This window comes from Marseilla massiliensis, assembly GCF_016899955.1.
Lineage (GTDB): Bacteria > Bacteroidota > Bacteroidia > Bacteroidales > Bacteroidaceae > Prevotella > Prevotella intestinigallinarum.
This window is the reverse complement of record NZ_JACJJL010000006.1, coordinates 136,658-157,436: the sequence shown is the minus strand read 5'-3', so window position 1 is coordinate 157,436 and position 20,779 is coordinate 136,658. Positions and strand designations below refer to the sequence as shown.

General features: G+C 54.9%; 16 protein-coding genes, 2 tRNA genes and 1 other RNA gene. 12 read left to right on the top strand and 7 right to left on the bottom strand.

The window, feature by feature from the left end:
* Positions 1-25: 25 nt before the first annotated feature.
* From lnu(AN2) to H6B30_RS05305, 3 genes are all read right to left on the bottom strand, one after another.
* Positions 26-538: a lincosamide nucleotidyltransferase Lnu(AN2) gene (gene lnu(AN2), locus H6B30_RS05315; protein WP_004308783.1), complete on the bottom strand. Its 513-nt coding sequence runs from the start codon at positions 536-538 to the stop codon at positions 26-28.
* 24 nt (positions 539-562) lie between these two features.
* A complete protein-coding gene (gene mef(En2) / locus H6B30_RS05310) occupies positions 563-1,768 on the bottom strand; it encodes a macrolide efflux MFS transporter Mef(En2) (protein WP_005786079.1) in 1,206 nt (401 codons plus the stop codon).
* Between the two features lie 327 nt (positions 1,769-2,095).
* Positions 2,096-2,180 (bottom strand) — tRNA-Ser (locus H6B30_RS05305).
* Between the two features lie 361 nt (positions 2,181-2,541).
* Here H6B30_RS05305 and H6B30_RS05300 point away from each other — a divergent pair.
* Positions 2,542-5,478: a leucine-rich repeat domain-containing protein gene (locus H6B30_RS05300; RefSeq protein WP_205108636.1), complete on the top strand. Its 2,937-nt coding sequence runs from the start codon at positions 2,542-2,544 to the stop codon at positions 5,476-5,478.
* Positions 5,479-5,767: 289 nt separating this feature from the next.
* Positions 5,768-8,317 carry an endonuclease MutS2 gene (locus H6B30_RS05295; protein ID WP_205108634.1) on the top strand — a complete coding sequence of 850 codons (2,550 nt, stop codon included), beginning with the start codon at positions 5,768-5,770 and terminating at the stop codon, positions 8,315-8,317.
* Positions 8,318-8,450: 133 nt separating this feature from the next.
* Here H6B30_RS05295 and H6B30_RS05290 read toward each other — a convergent pair whose 3' ends face one another.
* From H6B30_RS05290 to ffs, 4 genes are all read right to left on the bottom strand, one after another.
* Positions 8,451-9,209, bottom strand: a complete 759-nt coding sequence (locus H6B30_RS05290; RefSeq protein ID WP_205108632.1) for a YaaA family protein — start codon at positions 9,207-9,209, stop codon at positions 8,451-8,453.
* Between the two features lie 10 nt (positions 9,210-9,219).
* Positions 9,220-10,482: a DUF362 domain-containing protein gene (locus tag H6B30_RS05285; RefSeq protein WP_205108630.1), complete on the bottom strand. Its 1,263-nt coding sequence runs from the start codon at positions 10,480-10,482 to the stop codon at positions 9,220-9,222.
* Positions 10,483-10,818: 336 nt separating this feature from the next.
* Positions 10,819-10,892 (bottom strand) — tRNA-Thr (locus H6B30_RS05280).
* 1 nt (position 10,893) lies between these two features.
* Positions 10,894-10,992, bottom strand: an RNA gene (ffs, locus tag H6B30_RS05275) — signal recognition particle sRNA small type.
* Positions 10,993-11,136: 144 nt separating this feature from the next.
* Here ffs and H6B30_RS05270 point away from each other — a divergent pair.
* The 10 genes from H6B30_RS05270 to H6B30_RS05225 all read left to right on the top strand — a co-directional run bounded on the left by H6B30_RS05270 (position 11,137) and on the right by H6B30_RS05225 (position 20,694).
* Positions 11,137-11,700, top strand: coding sequence for a DUF4199 domain-containing protein (locus tag H6B30_RS05270; protein WP_205108628.1), 564 nt, complete (start codon positions 11,137-11,139; stop codon positions 11,698-11,700).
* A gap of 12 nt (positions 11,701-11,712) precedes the next feature.
* On the top strand, positions 11,713-12,690 hold the full coding sequence (locus H6B30_RS05265; RefSeq protein ID WP_205108626.1) for a glycosyltransferase family 2 protein: 978 nt from the start codon (positions 11,713-11,715) through the stop codon (positions 12,688-12,690).
* A 5-nt stretch (positions 12,691-12,695) separates the two neighbouring features.
* Positions 12,696-13,223: a DUF6452 family protein gene (locus H6B30_RS05260; RefSeq protein ID WP_239483605.1), complete on the top strand. Its 528-nt coding sequence runs from the start codon at positions 12,696-12,698 to the stop codon at positions 13,221-13,223.
* Entirely contained in the window at positions 13,174-13,863 is a 690-nt protein-coding gene (locus H6B30_RS05255) for a DUF6048 family protein (RefSeq protein ID WP_205108624.1), read from the top strand. Before H6B30_RS05260 ends, H6B30_RS05255 begins: the two co-directional genes overlap by 50 nt.
* Positions 13,864-13,871: 8 nt before the next feature.
* Entirely contained in the window at positions 13,872-14,918 is a 1,047-nt protein-coding gene (locus H6B30_RS05250; RefSeq protein ID WP_205108622.1) for an FAD:protein FMN transferase, read from the top strand.
* Between the two features lie 4 nt (positions 14,919-14,922).
* The gene (locus H6B30_RS05245) at positions 14,923-15,615 is read left to right on the top strand and encodes a Crp/Fnr family transcriptional regulator (RefSeq protein ID WP_205108620.1); all 693 of its coding nucleotides are present in this window, start codon (positions 14,923-14,925) and stop codon (positions 15,613-15,615) included.
* Positions 15,616-15,938: 323 nt separating this feature from the next.
* Positions 15,939-18,026 carry a M3 family metallopeptidase gene (locus H6B30_RS05240; protein WP_205108619.1) on the top strand — a complete coding sequence of 696 codons (2,088 nt, stop codon included), beginning with the start codon at positions 15,939-15,941 and terminating at the stop codon, positions 18,024-18,026.
* A gap of 2 nt (positions 18,027-18,028) precedes the next feature.
* Positions 18,029-18,478 (top strand): dCMP deaminase family protein, encoded by a 450-nt coding sequence (locus H6B30_RS05235; RefSeq protein WP_205108617.1) that lies wholly within the window; start codon positions 18,029-18,031, stop codon positions 18,476-18,478.
* On the top strand, positions 18,459-20,171 hold the full coding sequence (locus H6B30_RS05230) for a S41 family peptidase (RefSeq protein WP_205108615.1): 1,713 nt from the start codon (positions 18,459-18,461) through the stop codon (positions 20,169-20,171). Before H6B30_RS05235 ends, H6B30_RS05230 begins: the two co-directional genes overlap by 20 nt.
* A complete protein-coding gene (locus H6B30_RS05225) occupies positions 20,164-20,694 on the top strand; it encodes a 5-formyltetrahydrofolate cyclo-ligase (protein WP_205108613.1) in 531 nt (176 codons plus the stop codon). Before H6B30_RS05230 ends, H6B30_RS05225 begins: the two co-directional genes overlap by 8 nt.
* The last annotated feature ends 85 nt before the right edge of the window (positions 20,695-20,779 follow it).

Below are 20,779 nucleotides of genomic sequence, written 5' to 3'. Positions count from 1 at the left end.
TTGTTTTTCTGTCATTTTCTTGTTCTTATCTAATTGTTAGGCTCATTGTTGTTATACATTGTTTAATTATAGATAAATCGTGAATATCCTTCTCTCTTAAATCGTAGCCCGAATGGAATACTTGTTGCCCTTTTGCAGAAATGCAAGGGATGCTTCTGCCTTCAAAGACTGCTGTTCCAAAATAGTCCGGTTGAAATTCATACCAGCCTCCATCCAAGTCGGCTTGTTTGGAAGTGCCGTCCGCATTCAAGACAAAAGGATGGATATCAATATAGCCTAATTCTTTGCTATACAGTTCCACACGGGTGGGCAACCAATTTGTTTCAATTTGATATCCTCTCTCCTGCAAAAGATCAAGGAGTTGGTCTGTATAATTGGCATCAAAATCAATGTCAATATCTCTATGCAAGCGGGTTTGCTGTCCGTACAAGACATCCACTCCCCAGCCTCCATCCAACCAAAACTGCATGTCCAGGCTTTCCAACAAGTCCAAAACTTGAAATAACTCTGTAATCGTAGTGTGTTCTTTCTTTGTCATATAATAATTCTTTAATAAATAATACTATGCGTAATTATCCAACTGCTTGATTGAAGAAATAAAATTTGCACCCACTCCAATCAGAAAGATAACCCATCCGCTGATCATAAAGACGGATGTGATACCCCATGCTTCCACCCAATATCCTGAAGCTACGATACCCAGCATTGATGGAAAGGTACTCAAACTAAAGATGAGAGAAAAAGTCCGTCCAAGCATGTCCGAAGCCAAGTTCTGCTGAATAATAGCGATGAAAAGCGCATGGTAAATGGAATAGGCTATGCCTCCTGTAAATGTTAGGCAAACAAAACCTATAAATGCGCTTGATGGTAAATAACTGGCGCTAATCAGATACAATCCCAATATCACATAAGCCGTATGCATCACTAATGTTTGCTTGCTTTTCAAAGCCTTACAGGCAAGTACTAAACCGCCCAACAATGCCCCTGAGCCCCAACCCATTTCCACAACTCCCATTTGCAAAATGTTTCCGTTGAAATGCAGAAGCGTCATAAAAGGAAATAACGTAAAAACAGGCATAAGGACAAAAGTCACCAGCGTAAAGCATACGAATAAAGGCAAAATGCCCATTGTACGCCGCAAGGTATGCCAACATTCCGTCAGTTCTTTTTTGAAATCTGGAAGAACTTTCGTTTTTTGAAGAGAAGGAATCTGGACACAAAGTAAGGTCAGACAAGCAGCAACAGCTCCGATCACATCTATGAGCAGAATATACTGTATGGGAAGCCAAACAACGAGGCTTGCCCCTACAACGGGAGCTATCACCTCACTGAAGGATTGAATGGAATGGTACAAACCTGATACCCTGACAAGATGGTGCTTGGGAACCAGTAGAGGGATGCTTGCCTGTAAAGCAGGTGCATGAAACGTACTGCCTATTGAACGACAAGCAGTCAATAGATAAAAAAAAGAAAGGTCTTTATAACCCTTGGTTATCACAATAAAAAGACATAGGGTACAGAACGCGATGAACAAGTCCGAATAAAACATCGTTTTCTTTCGATTCCATCTGTCAACATAGACCCCGGCAAACAAGCCTAATACAAATTGTGGTAAAAATCCAGCTAAAATAGCCAGAGATAAAGCTGTCGGGGATTTAAATTCGTTGCTAATCCAAAAAATAATGGAGAAGCCAACAATCGTACTTGTTAAAATAGATATGAGTTGGCCTATTCCTATCACTGCCAAAGTTGATTTCCAATGATTCATTGTGCTAATATTTCATGCGTTTATAGATAAGTACTTTCGTACATTAAGCAAAACGAAATTCTATCCACACAAAAAACTTGTATTATAATCCACTCCTGACGTTGGAATACAATAACAAATACTTTCAGGACGATGTAAAGTCCTGAAAAATCAAACTGAATGGATAGATAAATATTAGTCTTTTCTCATCGGATTCTTTTAATATCGCTACTCTTTTATTATGTAGTGGTTGTATTATCTTAAATAAAACAAAAACACCCGACTTTACATTCTTGGGTGTAAAACTGGGTGTTTGTTTTGCAATCTGCTGATTTTCAGCGTTTGTTGCGGAGAGAGAGGGATTCGAACCCCCGGTACCTCTCGGTACGGTAGTTTTCAAGACTACTGTAATCGACCACTCTACCATCTCTCCAATTGTCACCTTTAACACTTTCCTCTGAAAGCGAGTGCAAAGGTACGGCATTTTTTTGAAACGGCCAAATTTTTCGTTATGTTTTTTAATTTGCCCAAACAAAAAGACAAATATCGCCGCTTCTTAAATCACGATTGAGAGACCGCTGAGGTTGGGCAGTGCCCAGCCATTCTGCAAGATTAACAAATCAAGCCATCAAACCCATGTTTTTGGCAAACGGCAAACACAGCATTCATCGTCATAAATTATATTAAAACCACTTGTTTTATATTGTTTTTTAGTATCTTTATCGCAATTTTCAAGACTATTCATTACCATTTTAATATTTTTATATAAAAAGATTTTATCATTACTAAGCCTTTTGCTTCCCGCAGTCGGCACCATGGCGCAAGACAGTTGGGTCAAGATTGGCACAAACATGCAGTACGGAGAGTCGTTCACTTTCAGTGCCGAGCCATGCGTAGGAGACACGTTGCTGGTAGACTTCGGCGATGGCAACCAAGTGAAAAAAGGCACTAAAACCTATTGGGGCGCCAACGCAAACATCCAGGGCAAGCTCCTCGGCGACACAGTGCGCATCTACGGGGCGCTGAAAAGCCTTGAGGTCAACGAAGACGCAGCCAATTCGATGGCTTTCTACGGCCAGAAAACACTGAAAAGACTGAACGCCTCAAAAAACGAACTCACCTATGAGGGCACCGACCTCGGAGGCCTTGACAGCCTGACGCACCTCGACCTGAGCGACAACCAGATAAGCATGCTCAACCTGATGGCCTTCGAACAGCTTGAGAGCTTTTCCATAAACAACAACCCCACCCTGTCTACGGTGGTCTTTGCCGACAATAATGTGCTCAGCTCAATACACATGGACAACTGCGACATTGTGCATTTCTACGAGAAGAGCATGCCAAAGCTAAACTACCTGAGCATACAGAACGGCGACATGATGGACATAACCATAGGCGACTACAACCCGAAGCTCAACAACCTTGACCTCAGCGGGAACACCGGCATAGCCGAAATAGATGTATCGGGATGCCCCGAACTCGAAGAGTTGCACATGTCTTACACTATGGTGGAAAGCCTGAACCTCGTCAAAAACCCACGGCTGCGCTCTCTGTCGGTTGACCACACACGGCTCACAAAGCTGTCGCTTGAGAACAACACCGCCCTGCAAAACGTCAATGTGAGCAACACGGCAATAAAGAAACTCGACGTTAGCAAAATAAAAATGCTGAGAAACATCACCATAGACAGCACTGACATAGCCCGCCTTGACCTGACAGGCAAGATTTACCTTGCCAACGTGAGCGCCAAGAACACCAAAATAGAGTTCCTCGACATGCACGACGAGATAGGCTACAACGGCCTGAAAAGACTCGACCTGCGCAACAACGCAAGGATGACCGCACAGACTCTGAACTTCACCTTTGCCGCAATGCCGTCGCATGTGGGCGGTTCGCGCTGGACAAACGTGTTCATAGAGGGCATACCCGGAGCCGAAACATCAAACACGGCATTAATAACAGAAGACACAGACAACAATTACATGGTCGACGTAACGGGCGACAACACGGCCTCTATGGCGCCGGTAGCGCTCACGATTGCCACGGCCGACAATGGCAGCGTGGCCCTTACGCAAATGGGCGAAGACTTCCAGACATGGAATACTGTCACAACGACGGCCAAACCCGGCTACCCCATCTCTGTAGCAGCAACCCCGGCTGCCGGCTACAAGCTCGGCGGAATTGAGGTGAACGGCACACTTGTAGAAGACACCATCTTCGTTGTGTCAGCCGCAGCAACTGTCAAGCCGGTGTTTGTTAGGGCCTCCGCCCCCACCATCACACTCGAAGTTCTATGGGGCGAGCCTCAGCAGTATTTCCTGGCGGCCGACGAAGACGACACGCAAATTACCATAGACTGGGGCGACGGGCAACCCGTTGCATATACAATAGGCAAGAGTGCGACGTCGATAGCCAACGAAGACGGCACTTCGGGGGAAACAGTGACCATCAGCGGCAACGTGACTTATGCCGACTTCTCAAGCTATCCGTTTGTTGGAAACGAAAACGGAATCACAGGAATAGACGTCAGCAACAATGGCTCCCTGCGCACCCTAAAGACCTACATGAACGAGATTGGCACGCTTGACGTGAGCAACCAGCCCGACTTGGAGTTCCTCGACTGCTCCTATTGCGACCTCGAAGAGCTCAACGTGGCCGATTGCCCAAAGCTGACTACCCTCAACGCCTACGGCAACTATATCTCGTCCATCGACCTCTCAAACCAGAAAGACCTTGTAAACATAGACCTCAAGGGCAACATGATTTCGGAAATTCACCTCGGCGCATGCGACAAAGTGGAGAAACTGAGCCTGCAAGGAAACAGCTTCACGGCAATAGACGTGACGGGCATGCCGCTGCTGAAAGAGCTAAACGTGGCCCTCAACCAGCTTACCGAGCTCAACACCAGCAACAACAGCCAAATTGAAGTACTGTCGGCAAACGGCAACCAGCTCACCAAACTCGACCTTAACAACAACCCCAAGCTGCGTTCGCTGCTATTGAACGGCAACAAACTGGCAGGCCTCGACCTGAGAAACCAGAAAGAACTGTCGCTTATCTATGTCAGCGACAACGGTTGGGACGCATGCACCCTCAACGATTTCTACTATTCTCTCAACGAATGGAAAGAGGTGCAGAGCAGCTATGGCACTGGCAACACGCTATGGGTGGCCGACGACAATGCAACCAACAACAACGACGCCGAGCATTCTGAGACAACCATTGCCACGGCAAAGGGATGGCGAGTGAACAGCGACGGCGACGGAAGCGGCTGCAACCAGGCTTACGTAACCATACTCGACACCGAAAACGGAACCGTAAGGCTGTTCACGAACGACAACAACGAGGTGAGAAGCGGCGACAAGGTAGAGAAGAACAGCGTGCTTACGCTCCAGGCAACTCCCGACGAAGGATATGAGCTGTCGGCTGCAAAGGCCAACGGCAGAAGCATTGCCGACAACAAGTTCACTGTAATCAGGGCCACCGACGTGATGGTAAAATTCACCGTTGCCACCTCTGTCAGCGGAGTGGCCGGCGGCAATGTCACGGTAGAGAGCGGCAACCATGAACTGATATTCACCGCCGCCACCGAGACCGAGGCAGCCATCTACACCCTCGACGGCTCACAAGTGTTCTGCGGCAATGTAGCCGGCAAGTATGCGGTAAGCCTGCCTGCAGGCATCTACGCCGTGAAGATAGGCACTACGACCAAGAAGATAATGGTCAAGTAACAGCTTGACAGCACCGGCTCATGCAATCCCTGCGGATGTAAATCGTTAATCCGCAGGGATTGTCCTTAAGCATAAAACTATCATCAAAGCCGTGTCCAACCTTAATGCCACTGGCTCACAGCCCTACGGCAACGCTGCAATGCCGAAAGCAACAACCGTTTTATCGGCAAATATATAGCCCACTGCCACATGCGTCACCCCCGTGCGAAGCAGGCTTGAACAGCAGTCCAAACACAAAAAACCGACAAGTTTGTTTTGCAGTGTCTGTCGTTTGCACTACCTTTGCACCATGATTTACCCCAAGAACTTTGAAACGAAGATAGGCTTCGACGAAATAAGGACGCTGCTAAAACAGCGTTGCCTCTGCCAGCTCGGACGCGAAATGGTAGACAACATGCAAGCCACCGACGACGCTGCCGCCATAAACGAGTGGCTGCTGCAGGTGAAAGAGTTCAGGCGAATACAGGCCGGAGCCGAACAAATGCCACTGCAATATTTCTTTGACGTAAGGGAATGCGTGGCCCGCTTGCGGCTCGAAGGCACACACATCGAAGAAGACGAACTGTTCGACCTGCGCCGGTCGTTAGAGACCATCTGCGCCATTGTGAGTTTCCTCAACCGCCCCGATGGAACCGACGACGACGGAGAGCCTGCATACGCCTACCCCGCCCTGCACCGGCTGGCCGACGGTGTGGCCACGTTTCCGCAAATAGTGCAGCGCATCGACCAGATTCTCGACAAGTTCGGGAAGATAAAAGACAGCGCATCGCCGGCGCTTCTCGAGATACGCCGCGAACTGGCCAGGACTGAAGGCAGCATTTCGCGCACACTCAACAGCATCCTGCGGGCAGCCCAGAGCGAGGGCCTCGTCGACCGCGACGCCAGCGCCACCATGCGCGACGGACGCCTGGTCATACCTGTTGCGCCCGGCCTGAAACGTAAGATACGCGGTATTGTGCACGACGAGTCGGCCACCGGAAAGACAGTCTACATCGAACCGGCCGAAGTGGTGGAGGCCAACAACCGGGTGAGGGAGCTCGAAGCCGAAGAGAGACGCGAGATAATACGCATCCTTACCGACTTCGCCAAGCTTGTCAGGCCCCATGTGCCCGAGCTCATCGACTCCTACATGTTTCTTGCGGCCATCGACCTCATCAACGCCAAGGCCGCACTGGCCGACATGACCAACGCCATCGAGCCTGAAGCCGGCAGCCAACCCCACATCGACTGGATAAGGGCCATACACCCGTTGCTGGCGCTATCGCTGGCCAAACAGGGCAAACAGGTGGTTCCACTCGACATCATGCTCACCCACGACAAGCGCATACTGCTCATATCGGGCCCCAACGCAGGCGGAAAGTCGGTGTGCCTTAAGACTGTAGGCCTGTTGCAGTACATGCTGCAATGCGGCCTGCCAATACCTGTCGACGGCCGTTCCAAGGTCGGACTGTTCCAAAACATCATGATAGACATTGGCGACGAACAGAGCATAGAGAACGACCTCAGCACCTATTCGAGCCACCTAACCAACATGAAGCACATGATGCGCCAGGCCAACGAGCGCACGCTGCTGCTCATCGACGAGTTCGGCAGCGGCACGGAGCCACAAATCGGCGGGGCGATAGCCGAAGCCGTGCTCAAGCAATTCTGCGCAAAAGGAGCCTACGGAGTGATAACCACCCACTACCAGAACCTGAAGCACTTTGCCGACTCTCACGAAGGGGTGGCCAACGGGGCCATGCTCTACGACCGCCACGAGATGCGCGCCCTGTTCCAACTGGCCATAGGGCAACCCGGAAGCTCGTTTGCCATAGAGATAGCCCGCAAGACGGGCATACCCGAAGAGGTGATACGCGACGCCTCCGAGATAGTTGGCTCCGACTACATCCAGAGCGACAAGTACCTGCAAGACATCGTTCGCGACAAGCGTTACTGGGAAGGCAAGCGCCAGACCATACACCAGCACGAGAAGACACTTGAGCAACGCATTGCCCGCTACGAAGCCGACATAAAGGAACTTGAGCAAAGCCGCAAGGACATACTGCGCCGGGCAAAGGAGCAGGCCGAGGAGTTGCTGCGCGAAAGCAACAAGAAGATAGAGAACACCATACGCGAAATACGCGAGAGCCAGGCCGAGAAGGAGGAGACGAAACGTATACGCGAAGAGCTGAATGCGTTTAAACAGGAAGTGAACGACATAGACACCAAGGCCAACGACGAGCTGATAGCCAAGAAGATACGCCAGATACAGGAGCGGAAGGAGCGAAAGGAAAAGCGCAAACGCGACAAGGCGGCCGGCGAGGAGCAGCGCAAGAAAGACGCCGAGGCTGCCAAGGCTGCCGCTGCCAAGGCTGCCGCGGGTGCGGCAACCATATCGAAAGGCGACACGGTAAGGATAAAAGGGCTCACGTCTGTGGGCAAGGTCGAGGCAGTCGACGGCAAGATGGCCACTGTGATATTCGGCGACATGCGCACCAAGATGCGTGCCGACAGGCTTGAGCACGCCGATGCGCCAAAGCAAGACAGCGCCCAGTCACCCCCGGCGGCCAACGCCAGCCGCAGCACGCGCGAAGCCATCGACCAGCGTAAGCTCAACTTCAGGCAAGACCTCGACGTGAGAGGGATGCGCGGCGACGAGGCTCTCAACGCCGTGACCTACTTCATCGATGACGCGATACTTGTGGGCATAAGCCGCGTAAGGATTCTCCACGGCACCGGGTCGGGCATATTGAGGCAACTCATACGCCAGTATCTGGCCACCGTGCCCAACGTCACCGCCTTCAGGGATGAGCACGTACAGTTTGGCGGAGCCGGCATAACGGTGGTCGACATAGGTTGAACGGTCTACGGAAATGCAACAAAGTCGCCGCCTGGGGCACACCCCTCACGCAATGCAAGAGCGCATACCGTGGGCGGGTGAGCCTCGGGCGGCGGCTTTGTTGTCCTACAAACGCCGGTCCTGGCGGGCGCGACTAAGCCAAGGCGAAAACCGGGCTGCCTGGCGTGCTTTCCGACTCAAGCCAACCGAACCCCTCGAAATCAAATCCACGAAGCCCTTCGGCGCCGTCCAGGCGGTTGCATAAGGCATAGCGGGTCATGGCTCCGCGGCACATCTTGGCATACACCACCACCGTCTTGAGCCGCCCCTCGCGCTGCACAAAAAACTCCGGGCGCACCACAGTGAGCTCGCGAGCCACCCTGCGCCAGTCGAAAAGGCGGCGCATCTCGCTGCTCGCCAAGTCGACCAACACACCGTCGTCGGCCTTTACCGAGTCGATGAGCACATCGGTGAGCACCGGTTTCCAATAGTCAAACATGCTCACCCCGTTGGCCGGCAGCACCACCCCGCCCTCCAGCCTGTATGGCTTTATCACGTCCATGGGCCTCAGCAGCCCGTAGAGAAACGACGTTATCCACAGGTGTCGCTGCGCAAAGTCGCAGTCGGCCGGGCTGAAGCTGCCGGCATCGAGATACTTGAAGACAATGCCCGAGTATGCCATCACAGCCTGCAGACCGCCGTCGCCATCGGCAAACCTAACGTAGCGCAGTCGGTTTTCGCGCGCTATCTGCGCGTTGCATCCCAACACTCCACACAGTTCTTCCTCCGTATACCCCATCAGCTGCATCACGTTGGCGGCAGCCCTGTCGGCAAACAGCGGCTCGGAGCGCAACGGGAGCTCCGTCGGGCATGTGCTGCGCATATCCTTGGCGCATCCTATCATTATCTGCATGTCAGTAGCGTCAAAGTTTCTTATACACCAGGTCGAGCTTCGTGTACTTGCGCTCCTGGGGGTTGTTCCAGTGCTCCATCAGACCCAGGGGGCCGTCGAGCGGCTTGCCGTCTTGCTCCGGGTCATACTTGGTGCCGCTCACCGGTGCCGGTATGGTGGCCGCCTCGCGCAGGTATTCGTCGCAGTAGTTGAAGCTGCCGAACTCCGGCCACTCACCGATTAGCATGTCCATGCCCACGGCGTCACACGCCAGCGGGTCTTGCGAGGCTATGATAGAGCAGCACCAGTCGCCGTTGAACGGTGGTTTCTGCCACTTCGGGTTGGGCTTCCCGTTCACGTCGCGCGAGCCGTAAGTGCCGTCAATGATGTAGAGCAGGCACTTCTGGCCCAGGTCCTTGTGCCCTATGAAGTCTACAAACGTCTTGTATCCCGGCTTGCCATGCTTCTTGTCGGCACTGAAATTGTTGTGAGCGTTCTTCCGCCACTGCAGGTTTATGTCGGTGGCTCCATACCAGTTCTTGGCCGTCAGCGTCACGCCCGGGCCCTTGTGGGTCTTCAGCAGCGCGCTGTTGATGAGATAGTCGGCGTCAACGATGCACTTGGCCAATCCCCGGGCCAGCCGCCCGTTGTCTGCGGAATACCTTATCCTGTCGCTGTAATACTCGCACTTCACGCGGCCGTCGCCCCCGATGTTGTCGACGAAAGCCACGCCGGGAAACTCCCTGTGGCACTTGTCGTAAATGCTGTCGGTGATGGCCCGGCTCGGCTCGCACACCGTTATGTCCGACGGCCTGACGCCGGCGTCGCCCACAAGGCTGCGCAACAGTGCGAGCGTGACAAAGGGCGACGAGTTGAGCTCGATGGTGTCACGATGGCCTGTGGCGTTGTTCATGTTCAGCTTTATGGCTATCTTCTCGCCCTCGCGGTAGCCGTGAGCCCCGCGCCCTCGGGTTTTGTTGAAGTTTGAAAACAGGGCCTGCCACGCTTTCTTGGCAGACTTCTCGCCTGTGAGCTGCACCAGGGCCTCGCGCACCATGGCGTCGGCCTTGGCCTGGTCGTTCCATCGGTCTTCCACCCACAGCCCTGTCTCGCCGTCCCACGAGGCCACTCCGGGGCTGTGAATCCATGCCACGCGCCCCGGATGGATGCCAACGCCACGGCCAAGCGGCTCGTTGGGGCCTACGAAAAGCCGTGGCTGCGACGACACCTGTGGGCACGCCACTGCCGTGAAAAGCAGAAAAGCTGCAATACGAAAATAATTTCCAAATATCATTTTATTATAAATAATGTATAAAACATGCACATAAACACTTTGCGGTCACTGCTGCCCCAATGCCATCAAACAATGGTAGCCGGCAACAGCCGCCCCCGGCGCAACAGCACCACCGGCAAGGGTCATCTGCAAAGGTACGAAATATCCGGATAACAACGACAACCTCCATGCACAAAAAGTGTGAAAGGCTTTCGCCGACATAACCATCCGCGGCAACGTCCTGGCTGCCGACACATTGCGTCGGCGGTAGTTTTGCGACTCAAAAACAGGCACAAAAAAACCACCCGCAACTGTGGCAGGCTGCCACAAAGCTGCGGGTGGGATAAAAAACGGTTGAGCCTCTTGTCGGATTCGAACCAACGACCCCGAGATTACAAATCACGTGCTCTGGCCAACTGAGCTAAAGAGGCGGGTGGGCAAGCTACTTGCATCGCGCCGCTACAACCAACTACCTTTGCTACGTTCCCGTCCTGGAGGATTCGAAGGGAGCTGGCCGTGCAAGACTTGCCCATTTAAAAGCGGGTACAAAGGTACGCATTTTTTGGCATTATACAAACTTTTATCACAAAAAAAATCAAAAAAGGCCTCACCACACCGTCTTATCTGTGATAAAATGAGTACTTTTGCACCCGATAAAGATTAAGGACCAAGAATATGACTCCCGAAGAATACACACAGCTGAAGGCATTCGCCCGCGTCGACGGGGCCTACCTCGGCGTGGCATGGATAATCAGTTTCGCATTTTACATCTGCGGGCTCTCGTCGCCATTGCTCGGGCTCCTCGGCACGCTCATTGCCGTGCTGTCGCCCGTGTTCGCGGCCATACGCCTCGGAAAATTCCGCGACAACGCCCGCGACGGCATCATATCGTTCCGCAGGGCCATGGCTTACTACATACTGATGTTCCTCTATGCCTCGCTGCTGCTTGCCCTGGCGCAGTTTGTCTACTTCGCCTACATCGACGGCGGCTACCTCGTAAGCACATACTCGGCCGTCATGGCCACGCCCGAAGCCGAGGCAATGCTCAAGGCTTACGGCATTAGCACGCAGCAAATGCAGGAAAGCATCAGCGCGCTCGCACAAACAGAACCCATCTACATAGTGCTCAACATACTCAGCATGAACGTGACAGTGGGCATCATTCTGAGCCTGCCGGCCTCAGCCATCATGAAAAGGGCCGCGCGCCCGGGAAGCCACGGGCAACAAACAAACAGCTAACAACGAAACAACATGGACATATCTGTCGTAGTACCATTATTCAACGAGGAAGAATCGCTTCCTGAACTCTTCGCCTGGATTGAGAGGGTGATGAAGGCAAACAACTTCACCTACGAGGTGATATTTGTCAACGACGGCTCCACCGACCATTCATGGGAGGTGATAGAACGGCTCAGCCGCCAGTCGGAATGCGTCAAGGGAATCAAATTCAGGCGCAACTACGGCAAGAGCCCGGCACTGCACTGCGGGTTCGCACAGGCCCAGGGAGACGTGGTCATCACCATGGACGCCGACATGCAAGACTCGCCCGACGAGATACCCGGGCTGTACAAGATGATCAAGACCGACGGCTACGACCTCGTGTCGGGGTACAAGAAGAAACGCTACGACCCGCTGTCGAAGACCATCCCCACAAAGCTGTTCAACGCAACGGCGCGCAAGATAAGCGGCATAAAGAACCTTCACGACTTCAACTGCGGGCTCAAGGCTTACAGGAAAGACGTGGTAAAGAACATCGAGGTGTACGGCGAGATGCACCGTTACATACCCTATCTGGCCAAGAACGCCGGGTTCAACAAGATTGGAGAGAAGGTGGTGAAGCACAGGGCCCGCAAGTACGGCAAGACAAAGTTCGGCCTCAACCGCTTCTTCAACGGCTATCTCGACCTCATCACGCTGTGGTTCCTGAGCAGCTTCGGCCGCAAGCCCATGCACGTGTTTGGGTTTCTCGGCTCGATAATGTTCATGATAGGCTTTGTCTCGGCCGCCATACTCGGCATCGACAAGCTATGCGCCCTGGCCAACGGCGTGCAGCAGCGCCTGGTGACCGACTCGCCGTATTTCTACATCTCACTGACGATGATGATGATTGGCACCCAACTGTTTCTTGCGGGATTTCTCGGCGACCTCATCAGCCGCAACTCAACCAACCGAAACGAATACCAGATTGAAGAGGAAATAAGGTGCGAAGACAACAGGAAAAACAACTAAGCCAAATGAAACGCCACAAAGCCAACGGCCACAAGCCCGGGGCGGGGCGGCTGCAGGCTGCCGCCATGGCCGCGATGACGCTCGCGGCAGCCGCCTGCTCGTCGGTAGACTGCCCCGTGCAGAACACGGTCTACACGTCATACGGCCTTTACAAGGCAGGCGGCGAGCGCGACACGCTGCGCGACACGCTGACAATAGCCACCACAAGGCGCGACGGCACCGACAGCGTGCTGCTCAACCGAAGCGTAAACACCACAGCCTTCGAACTGCCCATCAGCTATACCGACCCGGAAGACACGCTTTTCTTCACCGTAGGCGACACGCTGGGCAATGTGCGCATCGACACGGTTTACATCAAGAAAGACAACTACCCGCACTTCGAGTCGGTAGACTGCAACATCTCGTTCTTCCACAACATCACGGCCGTGAGGTGGACCCGCCAATCCATCGACTCCATAGTGGTAAACAAACAACACGTTGACTATGACGCTTCGACAGAACATTTCCACATCTATTTCAAGGCTCGCCGTTAGCGCAGTGCTCTTGGTGGCGGCCCTGTCGGCGCATGGCCAGGGCAAGCTGTTCGCCATAGCGAAAGACTCGGTGCCGCTGCTCAACGGCTTCGCCGTGTCGTTCGACGTTGCCGGGCCGGTGGTGCTGGCCCTCAGCGACTACGGCGAATATGAGGCGGCTGTGCGACTCAACCTGCACAACCAGTACTTCCCCATCGTCGAGGTGGGCTACGGCATGGCCGAACACGACGACGAGGTGACGTCGATGTACTACAAGACGGAAGCCCCCTACTTCCGCGTAGGCTGCGACCTCAACCTGCTCAAGAACAAGCATTCGGCCAACAGGCTGTACGCAGGGGTCAGATATGCCTTCACATACTATAAGGTCGACATATCAAGGCCAACCTTCCAAGACCCCGTATGGGGATGGGACACGGGCTTCAGCGTCAGCGGCGACCAGTGCAACCAGCACTGGGCCGAAGTGGTGCTGGGCCTCGACACACGCCTGTGGGGGCCGCTCCACCTCGGCTGGAGCGTCAGGTACAAGCTCCGGCTGGCCCATAAGGACAGCAGCGCAGGCAACACGTGGTATGTGCCGGGATACGGAAAATACGGCGACACGCGCATCGGCGCAAACTTCAACGTTATAATAGACATCTGACAACGACCATGCCCAACAACCATACATCAGGCAACGACAGAGGCAAGCGCCGCATGGCATGGAGGCTCGCGGTGCTGGCCGTGCTCGTTGTAGGCATAATGCTGATAGTGAGAAACCAGACCCCGACACCCTACATGCACAACTCAGGCGTGGTGTTCGGCACGGTCTACAACATCACCTACCAATGCGACTCCGACCTGCACGCCGGCATCAGGGCGCAGCTGCAACGCGTCGACGCATCGCTGTCGGCCTTCAACGAGAAGTCAACCATCTCGGCAGTCAACAGGAACGCCCCCCACAAGCCCGACGCCATGTTCACCGAGGTGTTCAACATGGCGCAGGACGTGGCACGCGAGACGGGCGGGGCCTTCGACATAACGGTGGCACCGCTGGTCAACGCCTGGGGCTTCGGCTTCAAGAAAGGCACATTCCCCACGGCGCACACCATCGACAGCCTGCGCCGGCTCATAGGCTACGGCAAGGTGAAGATGGTGGAAGGCAGGGTGGTCAAGGCCGACCCGCGGCTGATGCTCGACTGCAGCGCCATAGCCAAGGGCTACGGCAGCGATGTGGTGGCCGGCTACCTGCGCAGCCGTGGGGTCGAAAACTTCATGGTCGAGATAGGCGGAGAAATCGTCACGAGCGGCATCAGCGAGCGCAGGGTGCCGTGGCGCATTGGCGTGACCAAGCCTACCGACGACTCGCTGAGCACCAACGAAGAGATACAGACCATCATCAACGTCACCGACAAGGCCATGGCCACAAGCGGCAACTACCGCAACTTCTACTACAAAAACGGGCGGAAGTATGCCCACACCATCGACCCGCACACAGGATACCCCGTGCAGCACAACATACTGTCGTCGACGGTGCTCGCCGACAAGTGCGCCATTGCCGACGCCTATGCCACGGCATTCATGGTGATGGGCCTCGACGGGGCAAAGCAAATACTGGAGAAACACCCCGAACTGATGGCATACTTCATCTGGGCCGACGCCGAAGGCAACAACCACGTGTGGTACTCGCCATCGATGAGAGACAAGATTCACAAGTAAGCCAATGCCTGCCCTGCAACTGTACGACACGCTGCTGCGCTTCACGCTCTTCCAAGGCATGGGCCACGACGAGCTCGAACAGCTTGTGGCCGGCACGAGGCTCGACTTCATAAAGCTGCCACGGGCCGCCACGCTGCTGCACGAAGGCGACCCCGTGGGGCGGCTCCTGCTGCTGACCAACGGCACGCTGAGGGCCGTGACGCGCTCGGCCGACCGGGGCTATGCCGTGGCCGAACAGATAAGGCCGCCGTTCACCATAGAGCCCGAGCGCATTTTCGGACTGCACCAGGCATCGGCCAGGACGTTCGAGGCCACTACCGACGCCAACCTGATAGCCATCGACAAGGCCGAGGTGGCTGCGCTGTGCGGGCGGTTCATGGCCTTCAGGCTCAACATGGCCAACATGCTGGCAACCCAAACGCAGCGCACGGCCGACAGCCTGTGGCTGCCGCCGGCCGCCGACCTGGCCGGCCGCATAGTCAGGTTCATTGCCGAACGATGCCTCACGGCACGCGGGCCAAAGGAAATACACATAATGATGGAACGCCTGGCCTACGAAGTGAACGACAGCAGGCTCAATGTGTCGCGCGCGCTGAGAGGCTTGCGCGAAGCGGGAATGATAAAGACAACGCGCGGAAAGATAACCGTCGACGCCCTGGAGAGGCTTACCGAAGCGCCATTGCGCAACCCTCTGTAACCCACTGGCCTACAGCCACTTGGCAAAACGTGCCGTCCGGAGATGCAAAACGGCCCGTTTTACACCCCAAAAACAGCCGTACGGGCGCCCGGAACGGCCCGAACGGCAACGCCATCCCACCACAGCATCCTTGACGCCAAGGCCGGCCACGCCGGCCACACCGCAACGGCCGGCGCGCCGAACGCCATGACCCGGCAAGGCAACAGGGCGACAGCATGCCGCGACATGCCCGCAACAGGTCTATTCTCCGTTAATCTTCGTGAAATATTCGTTACTTTGCACGATAATAACTAAATTTGCATTTCCAAAGAAACCAACGACTTATGTGCGAAAACAACAACGGAAATACACCACACAAAAACCCCTTCTTTGAACCCTACGGCACACCACACAACACTGTTCCATTCGACAAAATAAGGCTGGAGGACTTCGAAGAAGCGTTCATGGAGGGAATAAGACGCGACAACGAACAGATTGAGAAGACCGTCAACAACCCGGAAAAGCCAACATTCGACAACACCATAATCAACAGCGACGACGACAAAGAGGGATATTACGACCTGCTCTCACGCGTCTCCGCCGTGTTCTTCAACCTGTTAAGCGCCGAGACCAACGACGAGATGGACGCCCTGGCGCAGAAGATGCAGCCCATCCTAACCAAGCACGCCAACGACGTAAGGCTCAACCCCCGCCTCTTCGAAAGGGTGAGGCACGTATACCGCCACCACCGCAAACTGACACAGGAAGAGAAAATGCTACTCGACAGCAGCTACGACGGCTTTGTCAGGAGCGGAGCGCTGCTCGACGACGAGGGGAAAGAGAAGCTCAGAAAGCTAACCGAGGAGGCCGGCATGCTCTCGCTGCAGTTCTCGCAGAACCTGCTGAAGGAAAACAAGGCCTTCAAACTGCACATCACCGACAGCCAACAGCTTGACGGACTGCCCGAAACGGCCATCGAGGCCGCTGCCGCCGAGGCCAGTGAAGAAGGCAAGGAGGGCTGGGTCTTCACGCTTGACTACCCAAGCTACAGCCCCTTCATGACCTACTCGACGCAAAGGGAGCTGCGCGAGCGGATGTATATGGCCAAGAACACGGAGTGCACACACGACAACCCGGAAAACAACATCGACATTTGCAAGCGGCTCATCAACCTGCGGCTGGAAATTGCAAGGCTGCTCGGATACAAGAGCTACGCCGACTATGTGCTCAAGCACCGCATGGCCGGCAACACAAAGAATGTCTACAAGCTGCTCGACGACCTCATAGAAGCCTACAAGCCCACCGCCGAAAAGGAGATGAAAGACCTTACACTCTATGCGAAAAAGCAAGAAGGCATACGCTTCTGGCCGCAACCGTGGGACTTCAGCTACTATTCACACAAGCTGCAGCTTAAGAAATACAACATCGACTCAGAGATGCTGCGCCCATACCTCGAACTGTCTAACGTCATCAAGGGCGTGTTCGGACTGGCCACGAGGCTCTACGGCATCACCTTCAGGGAAAACGCCGACATCCCGGTTTACCATCCCGACGTGAAGGCATACGAGGTGTTCGACGCCGACGGCTCGTACCTCGCCGTGCTCTACGCCGACTTCTTCCCGAGGAAAGGCAAGCAGGGAGGCGCGTGGATGACGCAATACCAAGGCCAATGGATCGACCGCAAGGGCACAAACGTGAGGCCCCACGTCAGCATAGTGATGAACCTGACAAAGCCTACGGCAGAAAAGCCGGCGCTGCTCACCCTCGGCGAGGTGGAGACGTTCCTCCATGAGTTCGGCCACGCGCTGCACGGCATGTTCGCAAACACACGCTTTGAGAGCCTTAGCGGCACCAACGTGTGGTGGGACTTCGTCGAGTTGCCGTCGCAATTCATGGAAAACTATGCGGTACAAAAAGACTTCCTCAACACCTTCGCGCTGCATTACAAGACGGGCGAACCGATGCCCGAAGAGCTCATCACGCGCATCGTGAAGAGCCGAAACTTCATGGCTGCCTATGCCTGCCTGCGCCAGGTGAGCTTCGGACTGCTCGACATGGCATACTACACAAGGCGCAAACCGTTTGACGGCGACCTCATACAGTACGAGAAAAAAGCATGGGAGAAAGCCTTGGTGCAGCCCCAACTGCCCGACACTTGCATGACGGTGCAGTTCAGCCACATCATGGCCGGAGGCTATGCCGCAGGCTACTACAGCTACAAATGGGCCGAGGTGCTCGATGCCGACGCCTTCAGCGTGTTCAGGAGAGAAGGCATCTTCAACCAGGAAACGGCCAGGCGCTTCCGCGACGAGGTGCTCTCGAAAGGCGGCACCGACCACCCCATGGAGCTCTACAAGCGCTTCCGCGGAGGCGAACCTACCATCGACGCATTGCTAAAGCGCAACGGAATAAGGCGAAACAAGCATAAATGACAATGACACAGGAGGAAAAGCAACGCAAACTCGACCTGAGATACCTGCGCATGGCAAGGATATGGGCCGAAAACAGCTACTGCAAACGGCGGCAGGTGGGGGCGCTTGTGGTCAAGGACAAGATGATCATAAGCGACGGCTACAACGGTACGCCAAGCGGCTTTGAGAACGTTTGCGAAGACGAAAGCAACATAACAAAGCCTTACGTGCTGCATGCCGAGGCCAACGCCATTACGAAACTCGCCCGCAGCTCGAACAACAGCGACGGCTCAACGCTCTATGTCACGGCCTCGCCGTGCATAGAATGCTCAAAGCTGATAATACAGGCGGGCATCAAAAGGGTGGTCTATGCTGAGCATTACCGCCTGGAAGACGGCATAGACCTGCTTAAGAAAGCGAACATCGAAGTAACATACCTAAATCCGGACGACAATGAACCAGAACAAGTCTAACCGCTTCATGCCCCTCATCATGGCTGCATGCGTGGTGGTGGGAATACTCATCGGTACGTTCTACGCCAACCTTTTCTCGGGCAACAGGCTCAGCATCATCAACTCGAGCAGCAACAAGCTCAACAACCTGCTGCACATCATCGACGACCAATACGTTGACACGGTCAACATCAACGGGCTGGTCGAGAAGGCCATGCCGCAAATACTGGCCGAGCTCGACCCCCACTCCGTCTACATAAGCGCCAAAGACGTGCAGGCGGCCAACGACGAGCTGAAGGGCTCTTTCTCCGGTGTGGGCATTGAGTTTACCATCCGCAAGGACACCATCCACGTGCAGAACGTGGTAAAGAACGGCCCCGCCGAGCGCGCCGGCATAGTGGCCGGCGACAAGATAGTGAGCGTCGACGGCAAGCCTTTCGTCGGGAAGGTGGTCACCAACGACGAAGCCATGCGCCGGCTGAAAGGCCCCAAGGACACGAAAGTGAAGATTGGCGTGGTGCGCTACGGCGAGAAAAGCGTGAAATATTTCACCGTCACCCGCGGCGACATACCGCAGAAGAGCATCAGCGCAACCTATATGCTCGACGAAAACACGGGATACATAAAAGTGAAAAACTTCGGTGAGAACACCTATCCCGAGCTGCTCATCGCCTTGGCGCGCCTTTCCCAGGAGCGGTTCAGCAACCTCGTGATAGACCTCAGGGGCAACACCGGGGGCTACCTGGCATCGGCAGTGCAGATGATAAACGAGTTCCTGCCCAAAGACAGGCTCATTGTCTACACCCAGGGCCGCAAGTCGCCACGGCAGGAATACCGCAGCGACGGGCGGGGCAGCTACCAGCACATACCTCTCGTGGTGCTTATCGACGAGGGCTCGGCATCGGCTTCCGAGATATTCGCAGGGGCAATACAAGACAACGACCGCGGCACAATCATCGGAAGGCGCTCGTTTGGCAAGGGGCTCGTACAGCAACCCATAGCCTTCAACGACGGTTCGATGATAAGGCTGACCGTGGCACGCTACTACACTCCGTCGGGGCGCTGCATACAGAAGCCTTACACGGCGGGCGACGAGCAGAGCTATGAGGCCGACTTGCTGAGCCGCTACAAGCACGGCGAATTCTTCTCGCAAGACAGCATCAAGCACTCAGGGCCGGCCTACCATACGTCCATCGGACGGACGGTGTACGGCGGAGGCGGCATCACGCCCGACCTCTTCGTGCCGGAAGACACCACCGGCATGACGTCTTACTACAAAGAGGCGAGCATGAACGGACTGATAATACAGTTTGCATACAACTACACCGACGACAACAGGCCTAAGCTGAGCGAATACAAAGACATCGACGAGCTGTCGGCTTACCTCAACAAGCAGAACACGGTGGAGAAGTTCGTGCGCTTTGCCGCCGACAACGGCCTGCGGAGGCGCAACCTCATGATACGGAAATCACACAAGCTGCTCGAGCGATTCATCAACAGCCGCATCATTTACAACATGCTCGACGAGGAAGACTGGATTGAATACCTCAACCAAGACGACCCGTCGATAGACGCAACGCTCAAGGTTTTCAGCGAGGGAAAGGCTTTCCCGGAACCATCGGCAGACAAAAAGGGCAAGCAGACGGCCAAGGCCGACATTGCCTACAGCTATGGCGACACTCACAAGACATATACACAGGTGGCCTATGCATAAGACAGAACTAAGGCAGGCCATACGCAACAGCAAGCGGCAGCACACTGCCGGAGAGTTGGGAGCCATGTCGATAGCAGCCGCAAACAGGGTGGCATCGCACCCGAGGTTCTTGTCGGCCAAGACTGTAATGCTCTACTGCTCGCTTGCCGACGAGGTTGACACGGCACTGTTGATGGCAGCCGGCACCGGCAAGACAATAGTCCTGCCGCGCGTCACAGGCCCGGCAACCATGGAGCTGCGCCTGTTCACAGGGCCGCAGAGCCTGGCCGAAGGCGCATTCCACATAATGGAGCCCACCGGGCCGGCATTCGCCGATTACGGAAAGATAGACCTTGCCATCATCCCGGGCATGGCTTTCGACCGCGAAGGCCACCGGCTCGGGCGCGGACGCGGCTACTACGACCGCTTCCTGCCGCTAATGCCGCAGGCCTACAAGATAGGTATCTGCTTCCCGTTCCAACTGGTGGACAGCGTGCCCACAGAGCCAACGGACATAGCCATGGACGAGGTGATATGGAAATGACAACCTGGGCGGCCGCCTGCAACAGCCGGCCGCCTGCGGCAGACACGGCATGAAGGAATGCCATACATACGATATTGCAACGCAA

What these genes read in the sequence shown, in the direction of transcription:
- H6B30_RS05295 (WP_205108634.1), top strand. Translation starts at nt 5,768, where the DNA reads ATGATTTACCCCAAGAACTTTGAAACGAAGATAGGCTTCGACGAAATA.
- H6B30_RS05290 (WP_205108632.1), bottom strand. Translation starts at nt 9,209, where the DNA reads ATGCAGATAATGATAGGATGCGCCAAGGATATGCGCAGCACATGCCCG.
- H6B30_RS05285 (WP_205108630.1), bottom strand. Translation starts at nt 10,482, where the DNA reads ATGATATTTGGAAATTATTTTCGTATTGCAGCTTTTCTGCTTTTCACG.
- H6B30_RS05270 (WP_205108628.1), top strand. Translation starts at nt 11,137, where the DNA reads ATGACTCCCGAAGAATACACACAGCTGAAGGCATTCGCCCGCGTCGAC.
- H6B30_RS05265 (WP_205108626.1), top strand. Translation starts at nt 11,713, where the DNA reads ATGGACATATCTGTCGTAGTACCATTATTCAACGAGGAAGAATCGCTT.
- H6B30_RS05260 (WP_239483605.1), top strand. Translation starts at nt 12,696, where the DNA reads ATGAAACGCCACAAAGCCAACGGCCACAAGCCCGGGGCGGGGCGGCTG.
- H6B30_RS05255 (WP_205108624.1), top strand. Translation starts at nt 13,174, where the DNA reads ATGACGCTTCGACAGAACATTTCCACATCTATTTCAAGGCTCGCCGTT.
- H6B30_RS05250 (WP_205108622.1), top strand. Translation starts at nt 13,872, where the DNA reads ATGCCCAACAACCATACATCAGGCAACGACAGAGGCAAGCGCCGCATG.
- H6B30_RS05245 (WP_205108620.1), top strand. Translation starts at nt 14,923, where the DNA reads ATGCCTGCCCTGCAACTGTACGACACGCTGCTGCGCTTCACGCTCTTC.
- H6B30_RS05240 (WP_205108619.1), top strand. Translation starts at nt 15,939, where the DNA reads ATGTGCGAAAACAACAACGGAAATACACCACACAAAAACCCCTTCTTT.
- H6B30_RS05235 (WP_205108617.1), top strand. Translation starts at nt 18,029, where the DNA reads ATGACACAGGAGGAAAAGCAACGCAAACTCGACCTGAGATACCTGCGC.
- H6B30_RS05230 (WP_205108615.1), top strand. Translation starts at nt 18,459, where the DNA reads ATGAACCAGAACAAGTCTAACCGCTTCATGCCCCTCATCATGGCTGCA.
- H6B30_RS05225 (WP_205108613.1), top strand. Translation starts at nt 20,164, where the DNA reads ATGCATAAGACAGAACTAAGGCAGGCCATACGCAACAGCAAGCGGCAG.